This is a genomic window from Streptomyces fulvoviolaceus (genome assembly GCF_000718165.1).
GTDB lineage: Bacteria > Actinomycetota > Actinomycetes > Streptomycetales > Streptomycetaceae > Streptomyces > Streptomyces fulvoviolaceus.
Window position 1 is genome coordinate 34,896 of the sequence record NZ_JOEY01000066.1, and the last position, 7,018, is coordinate 41,913.

At 70.8% G+C, this 7,018-nt stretch carries 6 protein-coding genes; all 6 read left to right on the forward strand.

The window, feature by feature from the left end:
• Positions 1–201: 201 nt before the first annotated feature.
• The gene (locus IG08_RS0146345) at positions 202–1,266 is read left to right on the forward strand and encodes a ParB/RepB/Spo0J family partition protein (protein ID WP_030618515.1); all 1,065 of its coding nucleotides are present in this window, start codon (positions 202–204) and stop codon (positions 1,264–1,266) included.
• 80 nt (positions 1,267–1,346) lie between these two features.
• Positions 1,347–1,748, forward strand: a complete 402-nt coding sequence (locus IG08_RS0146350; protein WP_030618517.1) for a hypothetical protein — start codon at positions 1,347–1,349, stop codon at positions 1,746–1,748.
• Positions 1,749–1,847: 99 nt separating this feature from the next.
• On the forward strand, positions 1,848–2,489 hold the full coding sequence (locus tag IG08_RS0146355) for a hypothetical protein (protein ID WP_030618518.1): 642 nt from the start codon (positions 1,848–1,850) through the stop codon (positions 2,487–2,489).
• Positions 2,490–2,809: 320 nt separating this feature from the next.
• Positions 2,810–5,461 carry an NACHT domain-containing protein gene (locus IG08_RS55105; RefSeq protein WP_052425190.1) on the forward strand — a complete coding sequence of 884 codons (2,652 nt, stop codon included), beginning with the start codon at positions 2,810–2,812 and terminating at the stop codon, positions 5,459–5,461.
• 336 nt (positions 5,462–5,797) lie between these two features.
• Positions 5,798–6,727: a hypothetical protein gene (locus IG08_RS0146370; RefSeq protein WP_030618522.1), complete on the forward strand. Its 930-nt coding sequence runs from the start codon at positions 5,798–5,800 to the stop codon at positions 6,725–6,727.
• A gap of 30 nt (positions 6,728–6,757) precedes the next feature.
• Complete coding sequence (locus IG08_RS0146375) at positions 6,758–7,018, forward strand: hypothetical protein (RefSeq protein WP_030618524.1); 261 nt, start codon at positions 6,758–6,760, stop codon at positions 7,016–7,018.

Here is a 7,018-nt window from a genome sequence, read left to right on the forward strand (position 1 = left end):
TCTCGACGGACCACATCGCACGCCATGCGTCGTTCTTCAACGCCCTCCGGCACGTCCAGACAGGACGGCGCCCCTGACCAGCACGGTTACCCAACTCCTCCCGGGAAAAAGGGTGTTACCCCACAGCCAGAATGGCGTATAATTGATTTCATGAGCAAGCGGCAACTTGCTCGACGCCAACCGATCGCACAAGGAGCACACGTGAGCGACACCGCGACAACAACACCGCTGCAGCGGGTCACCCTGCAGCTCGGCCAGATCCGCGTCAACGAGAACAACGTCCGCCAGAACCTCAGCCTCGACGAGAAGTTCCTCAAGTCCATCGCAGCCAACGGCGTGAAGGTCCCCGTCGTGGTCCTCCCGCTCGACAACGACACGCACGCGTACGAGCTGAAGATGGGCCACCGGCGCTACTTCGCCGCCCGGGCCACCAAGGAGACCGAGGAGGAACAGGACGCAATCGAGGTCCCCGCGTACGTGCTCGACCCCTCCCTGAGGGAGGCCGGTGAGGACTTCATCGACCAGCTCATCGAGAACGACGACGCCTACCGCCAGGGCCTGACCGAACTGGAGCAGGCCGACGCCCTGTTCGGTGCGGTCGGCGCGGGCATGAAGCAGACCAGGGTCGCCGAGCTCACCGGCCGGTCCCGCACCAAGGTCTCCCGCGCGGTCAGGACCGCCAAGACGGTCGGCGAGCGGACCCGTTCGGTGCTCACCAAAGCCGGTACGTACGACCTCGACCTCGAAGTGCTCGGTGTGCTGGGCGAGTTCGACGACGACGGCGACGCCGTAGACCGGCTGCTGGAGGCCCACCGTGCCGGTCGCTTCGAGTTCCAGGTGCAGTGGGAGCGCGACGACCGCGAAGAGCAGCAGGCTCGCGCCACGGTCCGCCCGCAGCTGCAGGAGGCCGGGGTGCGGCTGGCCGAGGACTCCGACACGCTCCCGCCGACCGCCGAGCTGCTCGCCGAGCTGGACGGCCCAGGCGGCGAGCCCATGAGCGCCGAGGCGCACGCCGCCTGCCCCGGCCACGTGGCGACCTGGGCGGAGAACCCCCGCGAGCCCGGCGAGGTGGACTACTTCTGCACCGACCCGGACCACTTCGGCCACCGTCCGCCCCAGGAGGACGAGCCGGAGACGGACGGCGACAGGGACGTGCCAAGGCCGAGGCGGCAGCGGAGGCCAAGCCGTCGGAGCCGTCGCGCGAGTACGCCAAGGCGGGCAACAAGGCCTACCGCGCCGCCGAGAAAGCCCGGCTGGCGTGGCTGAAGGACCTGATCGGCCGCAAGACCGCACCCAAACCGCTCGCCGCGTTCGTCACCGAGCAGCTCCTGACCTGCCCCAAGCCGGTGGCCCAGTGGTCGGGGGACGTCGGCCGCCGCAACGTCATCCAGGAGCTGACCGGCTACGACCAGCCCGCCGAGCGCGCCAGGACGGCGCCCCCGGCCAAGCTCACCCTGCTGAACTTCGCGGTACTGGCCGCGACGTTCGAGAAGCGGATGGGCGAGACCCGGACCTGGCGCACCGACCGCACCGCCCAGTCCGCCGTCTACGAGCTGCGCGAAATCCGCGCGGACGCCCGCACGTGGCTGACGTTCCTGGCCGAGCTCGGCTACCCGCTCTCCGGCGTCGAACAGGCCGTGGTCGACAACGAGCCCTTCCAGGAGCGCGAGGAAGGCGCGGCCGACGAGCAGGCCGCCGAGGGCACCCCGGACGGCGACAGCGCCGAGGACTCCGAGGACGCGTCCTGACCCGGGGCCGGGGCCGGGACCGGCCGGTCCCGGCCCCGGCCCCGGCACTCCTCCCGCTCCCTTCAGTCTCCCGCTGCGCGCCGCCCGGAAGGCCTCACCATGCTCCGCTCCGAACTCCGCCTCCACGCCCCTCTGTTCGTCACCCAGGCCGCCGTCAGCAACCACACCGGGCTCATCGCCCGGGCCGGACTCGCCATGCCGGCCGCGCCGTTCGGCTCGCCCGCCTGGCAGCTGCCCGCCCTGGTCTCCTACCTTCACCGCCTCCACCAGGACCAGGAGGACCCCTCCCCCGAACTGTGGCGCGCGCACACCGAACGCCCCACCGGCCCCCTCGTGCCCCGGCCGCACATCCGCTATCAGGCCGACGGGCTGCACGACCCGGACACGGTCTGCGTCCTCGATATCCAGCTCGGCCCGCGCGATGAGGAGACCGGCTGGCCCGCCTGCGACCTCGCCGTCATCGAGCAGGAGGAGGGCGCCTGCCCGTTCGGGCGTGTCACCCGCCGCCACGGCGCCGAAGCGATCGCCGCGTACGCCGCCGAGGAACTCACCGCCGAGCACGCCCGCCTCATGGACCGTGCCCGCCAACACCAGGACACCTCCTTCGTACGCCTCGCCGACCTGACACAGCGCGCCGCCAACTGGGCCGACAAGATCCGCGCCGCCGCGCACGCCGATGCCGTCCACGCCCAGGCCGACCGCGCCCAGGCCGACCGCGCCCGCGCCCGCATCACCCGCTGACCGCCCCATAAGCCCGCGCCGACTGCCCGCATTGGAGGCCTGCACCATGACCGAGTTCGAGCCCGCCTCTCCGACCTACGGCATCTCTTGTGCGGGTGCGGACTTCGGCATGAGCTGGTGCCGAGTTCCAGGGCAGGGTGAGGTGCGCCGACGCGAGCCGGGAGCCGCCCCTCGTTCGAGTGAAGCCCTCGCTGCTCAAAGGTCGTCGGCTGGGACGGCCGGTAGGAAGCGGAGGTATGGCGATCAGGGGGACGGGCGGATCAGCAGCGGCCAGACGCCGACGTGACGGATGGTTGTATCTGTCGCTGACGTCGACCGGCATGGCCGGGGCAGTGTGGGTGAGCTGGCGCTTCGGGTTGCCGGTGGCAGCCACGGTCATGGCATTGCTGCCGACGGTGGGCGGGATATACCTGTCGTGGGCGACCTTCCGCAACACCAGCGTGACGCATTACGCGGCCGGACCCGATCTCGCCGCGGCAGCAGACTGGCTGGCCACTGAAGTGCGTGGGCAGTGGGCGGCCGAACTGGCGGCGCGACGGGTCACTGTCCCGTATGCGCTGGCCGTCTCCTGGTGCCCCGCCGAAGGAGCGGCGTTAAGCGAGCCCTGGGAGCTGATACAGCGCACGGCCCGCGGATGGCCGGGAGGCCCGCCCGGGAACCCGGAGGATTGGGCGCAGGAACCGGCAGGGCTGGCGGGGCGAGATGGGGAGATCACCGATGTATTCCTGCGGCTCATCCCGACCCGCCGCCTGACGGTTCTGGGAGAGCCGGGATCCGGCAAGACCGTACTACTGATCCGGCTGCTCCTGGGTTTGGTGGAGGCACGGGCCGAGGGAGGGCCAGTTCCGGTGCTGCTGCCGTTGGCGTCCTGGGACCCCGCCACGCTGCCATTTGGGGAATGGCTGGCCCAACAGCTCGCTCGTGACTACCCGATGCTGGGCCGTGCCGAGGCAGTGCCCGACGGACGCGATGCATCCGCGCGGGCGTTGACCGAGGCGGGCCTGGTGCTGCCGCTGCTGGACGGGTTCGATGAATTGCCCCCGCGGACCAGGGCGCTGGCGCTCGACGGGATCAACGAAGCACTGCCGCCGGGGCAAGCCGTGGTGCTCTCCAGCCGCAGGGACGCCTACCTTGATACGGCAGGCTCCGTCGGCCGGCTCCCGGTCCGGCTGGCGACCGCCGCAGCGGTGGAACTGTGTCCCCTGGGCCGGCAGACGGTCGCCGACTATCTCGTGCGAGGCACTGGAGACTTGGAAGGGACCGCCGAAGCCCGCTGGCGGCCGGTGCTGGAGCAATTCGACGGCCCAGCGCGATCACCGGTGGCGGCCGCTCTGTCCACACCGCTGATGCTGTCACTGGCCACCGCTGTCTATAACTCCCGTCCTGGTGAGGACCTTACGGCCCTGCCGGATCCGGCCGAGCTGTGCGACCGCGCCCGCCTGCCCGAGCGCCGCGACGTGGAGCGGCACCTGCTGGGCGCATCCGTCCCCGCTGCCTACCGGCCGCACCCCCGCCGCTCCTGCCGCTGGAGCACCCGCACCGCGGTGCGCACCCTGCGCTTCCTGGCGGCCCACCTGTGCCGTCTCGACGGCGGCAGCACCGATCTAGCCTGGTGGCGACTGCGCTCTGCAGTGCCGCGCCGTCTAGTGGCCCACACCACCGGCGTGCTCCTCGGGCTGGTTTCCTGGACCACCGCACTGCTGGCCGCCTACGTCCGTACTAGCCTGACCGGCGACACACACCTCTGGTGGGTGGTGGGAGCGCCTTCGGCGTTGATCGCCGGTATGGCTGCCGGGCTGGCCTGTGACGTCAGCGCGGCGATGACCGCCGGGACGACCTCCACGGCCGCCAGCACGCTAGCGTTCTGGATAGTCGATCCCGCCCAGGCGGGGCCGCGCTTCCCCTCGGATTACGTTCCGGTCGGCGGGCTCGCCTTCGGATTCGCTGCCGGCCTGATCGGAAGTCTGGTTGGTGCCCGAACTGCCCGCTCGTGCAACTCTTCACATACAGCGGCTCCCTGGTCCTGGGACTGGGGAATGTGCCTGCGCGGCCTGGCGGCCGGGCTGGCCCTGTGGTTCCCCTGCGCCTGGCTCGGCGCCGTTACCGCCTGGTCCGTTGCCCTGGTCAACGCCGCTGTCTATGCCACCGCTGGCGGCCTTCTCGGATCCGCTGCCAGCCGTCCGGACACCTACCTTCCTGCCCCAGCCACCCGACTGCGCTGGTCCTTCGACCCACGCGTCATCGCCGTCGGGCTGGCCGCCGGCCCCGCCTTCGGAATGGCGCTGCTCCTCATGGATTACCCTGCCGCAGTTCTCGCGGGCGGCCAATACTCCCTCGTCGACGGGCCCACCAGCTACGTCCTGTACTCCGCGCTGGACGGGCTCGGCCTCGGCCTGGCCGCGGCGGTGCGGGCCCGCCCCGCCGACGCGGCCACTGCCTCAGCGCCCGGTTTCCTCCTGCGCCAGGACCGCGCGACCTTCCGTCACCTCGTCCTGCTCACCGCCCCCTTCGCAGGACTCGCGCTCGCTGCGCCTAACGCGCTCGCCGTCCTGATCACCGGCGACCCGTTCTCCAGCTTCCTTGTCCCGCCCGACGGCACCCACATCCTCTCCCCCCTTCCCCCGGCAGCCCGATCTGGGGCATATTGCTTGGCCCTCGCCGTGTGCGGACTCGCCGTGGGCCTGGCCGCCGCCATCAGCCGCACCGCCTGCTGGCCCTACACCCTCACCCGCGTCTACCTCGCTGTCCGCCACAATCTCCCGTTCCACCTCACGGAGTTCCTGGCCGACGCCCACGGGCGCCGTTCCGTACTCCGCCAAGCCGGAGCCGTCTATCAGTTCCGCCACCTCGAACTGCAGCACCACCTCACCCAACCAGCGGATGCCGCCTCCCGTCAGAGCCCAGCACAACGGACCGGTGAACCCACCGCGGCGAATGTGGCTGCACCTGAAACGGACAACGGACGGAGCTGATGGTCACCGCACCGTTCCACGTCCGGGACAAGCAGGTGCCGCACTTCGAGAAGGAGTGGGTCGCGTACGGCAGCAGCCGGTCGTGACACGCTCACTGTGCCGGCGAGATTGACAGCCACCCACCAAGAGCGTCATATTGATTACGCGAACTTAGCGTCAAAAGCGGTGGGCGGCGGAAGGCACCCCCAAGGGGGTGTCGGCCCAGGGCGGCAACCCCGGCCGAACGTCCCGCCGACCACCTTCACCAACTCGACTCGCCCGCCGGCGCGTGAGCGCCGGAGGAACAAAGAGGAGCAGGCCCAAAGTATAGGGCCGCAGCCAGAACCGGAGAGTGCAATGACCAAGGCCCTGAACCCGCAGCGTCGCCTCGTCGGCGGCCGCGCCGTGGTGAACCGCGACTGGATCCGCGAGTTCACCGGCGCCAGCGTCGGTTCCGCGGCCCGCTGGTACAAGGTGCGCGACGAGCAGCCCAAGGAGCACCGCCACCCGGAGAAGGAGCGGATCGACGGGACCGACTTCTACGACGAGCAGCAGTTCCGCAACTTCTACACGTGGTTCCAGCAGGACAAGGCAAGCAAGGTCCTCAAGGCCGACCCCGAGCTGCACAAGCTCAACCCGAAGGACGTCGTCTCCATCAACAAGGCCGCCGCGCTGCTGAACTTCAGCGGGGCCTCGGTGATCCGCAAGTACCAGCAGGCGAACCCCGGCTACTTCCCGGACTCCGTCGGCGAGGTCGAGGGTCCCACCGGCCGCATGATCCAGGCCTTCCGCGTCGGCGACCTGCAGGACTTCGACCGCAAGCGCACCGGGGACAAGCTCGGCAAGGCCGGCCGCCGTCCCGGGCCGCAGGACGACGCCGCTGTCGGCCGTCCGTCCGCCCTCGAGGAGGCGCTCGCGGCCGAGCTGAGCCCCTACACCCGCGAGGAGCTCTCGGCCACGCAGCTCGCCGAGCAGTACGCCGCCGAGGCGATCGAGCGCGACGGCTACCACCCGGGGCTGGCCGCGGAGCTCAGCGTGCAGTACGGAGGGCCGCAGAGGTCCTGGGAGTACGTCGTGCGCAACACCCTCGAGCACCTCCCCACGCCCGCGGCCGCGCCGTCCCGCTCGGAAGCCGACCGGCGGGCGGACATCGCCCTGGCCGCCCTGCGCGAGCGCGGCGACGTCCGCGGGCTTGCCGCCTCCCTCGCCCGCGAGCACGGCGGCAGCCCCGATGTCTGGTCGCGCGCGGTGAACGCGGCACGCAGGCTTGCCGACCCCACCACCTGATCACCCCGACCAGCCGGAGGACCAGCCCCGATGCCCAGCTATCAGCTCCGCGACACCGCCACCCGCCAGGTCCTCGCCCGCGACCTGGCCGACTACCCCGCGGCCGAGGCCGCCCTGGACCGCCTCGACGACCAGCTGGAACAGGACCTTGAAACCAACGGCGAAGGGGCCGGACGCATCCGGCTACGCTTCAACATCGAAAAGGTCATGGACGGCGTCGCCGAGGCCGTCGGGCACCACGTACTCCTCCTCGGCACCGACAACCAACCCGACCCCCTTCCCGCGCTGTAA